Annotated in this window: 3 protein-coding genes and 1 pseudogene; all 4 read left to right on the forward strand. The window is 73.9% G+C overall.

The annotated features are described in order from the left end of the window. Window positions 1-215, forward strand: a pseudogene (locus ACTIR_RS21570) (biotin--[acetyl-CoA-carboxylase] ligase); the annotation flags it as partial. 63 nt (window positions 216-278) lie between these two features. After that, complete coding sequence (locus tag ACTIR_RS0103790) at window positions 279-830, forward strand: PH domain-containing protein (RefSeq protein WP_026453272.1); 552 nt, start codon at window positions 279-281, stop codon at window positions 828-830. Further along, window positions 817-1,761, forward strand: coding sequence for a hydroxymethylglutaryl-CoA lyase (locus ACTIR_RS0103795; protein WP_026453273.1), 945 nt, complete (start codon window positions 817-819; stop codon window positions 1,759-1,761). The genes ACTIR_RS0103790 and ACTIR_RS0103795 overlap by 14 nt, the downstream gene beginning before the upstream one ends. 137 nt (window positions 1,762-1,898) lie before the next feature. After that, window positions 1,899-2,190 (forward strand): YbaB/EbfC family nucleoid-associated protein (locus ACTIR_RS21575; RefSeq protein ID WP_052583704.1); only part of this gene is annotated, 292 nt, incomplete at its 3' end.

The raw sequence follows: 2,190 nt of genomic DNA on the forward strand, positions 1-2,190 counted from the left end.
GCGACCTGGCCGCCGCCGGGTTGCTGGACGGGTACCGGGACCGCTGCGTGACGCTGGGGCAGCCGGTTCGGGTCGAGGTGTCCGGGGCCGCACCGTGGACCGGCACGGCCGTGGACGTCGACCCCACCGGGGCGCTGGTGGTCGACGCGGGCGGCGGCCGCCGGAGGACGGTCTTCGCGGCCGATGTGGTGCATCTCCGGCCCGCTTACGGGTGAAGCGTCACCGTGGGCGGTACGGTGACCGCACGGCCGAACACGGTGTGGCGGGGGTGTTGACGAGTGGCCTACCCGGACGAACTGCTGAGTGACGGTGAGCACGTGGTGGCCCACCGCCACCCGCACGTCAAGATGCTGATCCTCCCCGTGCTGGCCCTGCTGGCCACCGTCGGGGTGGGGAGCTGGCTGGCGACCCTGGCCGTCGGTCTCGACCCGCCGTGGGACATGGCGTCGCTGATCGCGCTCGGCGTCGTGGCCGCCTGGCTGGTGACGTGGCTGTTCCTCACCCCGTTCGTGCGGTGGCGCACGACCCACTTCATCGTGACCACCGACCGGGTGATCACGCGGGAGGGCGTGCTCAAGCGCACCGGCATCGACATCCCGATGGCCCGGATCAACAGTGTGCGGTTCGAGCACGGGCTCGTGGACCGGATCTTCGGCTGCGGCACCCTGATCATCGAGTCCGCCTCGGACGAGCCGTTGACCTTCGGCGACATCCCCGACGTCGAGCGGATGCACAGCCGGATCTACCGGCAGGTCAACGACAATCCCTACGACGACTACCGGCCCGCCGACCCCGCCGACGGGCGTGAGGAGTGGCATGGGCGTGCGTGAACTGGGCCTGCCGGAGCGGCTGCCCACCGCGGAGGGCCTGCCGGAGCGGGTGACGATCTGGGAGGTCGGCCCGCGCGACGGACTGCAGAACGAGTCCGCGGTGGTGCCGGTGGAGGTGAAGCTGGAGTTCCTCGACCGGCTGGCCCGGGCCGGACTGACCACGGTGGAGGCGACCAGCTTCGTGCGCCCGGAGTGGGTACCGCAGCTCGCCGACGCCGAGACGCTGCTGGAGCGGCTCGCCCCGCACCCGGGCGTGCGTTACCCCGTGCTCGTGCCGAACCGGCGCGGGCTGGAGCGGGCGCTGGCCGCCGGGGTGGGGCACATCGCCGTGTTCGCCAGCGCCACCGAGACGTTCGCCCGGCGCAACCTCAACTCGGGGCTGGACGAGCAGTTCGCGATGTTCGAGCCGGTGGTGGCGAAGGCCCGCGCGGAGGGCCTCGACGTGCGCGGGTACCTGTCCATGTGCTTCGGGGACCCGTGGGAGGGGCCGGTGCCGCCCGCCCAGGTGGTCCGGGCGGGCAAACGGCTGCTCGACCTCGGCTGCACCCAGCTCTCCCTCGGCGACACCGTCGGCGTCGCCACGGCGGGCAGCGTGGAGGCGCTGCTCGACGCCTTCGCCGCGGAGGGCGTGGACCCCGACGCGCTCGCCGTCCACTTCCACGACACCTACGGTCAGGCGCTGGCGAACACGCTCGCGGCCCTGCGCCGGGGCGTGCGCACGGTCGACTCGTCGGCGGGCGGGCTCGGCGGCTGCCCGTACGCGGAGTCGGCGACGGGGAACCTCGCCACCGAGGACCTGGTGTGGATGCTGGACGGTCTCGGCGTGCGGCACGGGGTCGACCTGGCCACCCTGGTCGAGGCGAGCGTGTGGATGGCGGACCGGCTCGGCAGACCCAGCCCCTCCCGGGTGGTGCGCGCGCTCGCCGGGTGAACCGTGGCCACCTCTCCCGACCCCGCGCGGCGGGGCCGGGACGGGGGCCGGGCGGGACGGAACCGCACGGGCTCGGCCGGCGTCCGACGGGTGCCTGCCGCTGTCCACGAGAGACCTTCGACGTCGGGGAGAGGGCCGTGACCGAGCACCAGGCGCGGGTGGAACAGGCACTCGCGGACTACCGTCGCAGCAGGGAGCGGCTCATCGCCGCGCAACGGGAACTGGCCTCCGTACGGGCGTCGGCGAGCAGCGCGGACGGCTCGGTGACGGCCACCGTCGGGGTGCGGTCCGTGTTGACCGGGCTGACGATCGACGACCGGGCGTACCAGCGGTACCGCCCCGCCGAACTCGCCGCCGAGATCGTGCGCCTGACGGCCGAGGCCACCGCGGAGGCGTTCGCGTCGGCGGGCGAGGTGCTCGCGCCCGCGC

The organism is Saccharomonospora iraqiensis subsp. iraqiensis (assembly GCF_000430445.1).
In the GTDB taxonomy this organism is placed as follows: domain Bacteria; phylum Actinomycetota; class Actinomycetes; order Mycobacteriales; family Pseudonocardiaceae; genus Saccharomonospora; species Saccharomonospora iraqiensis.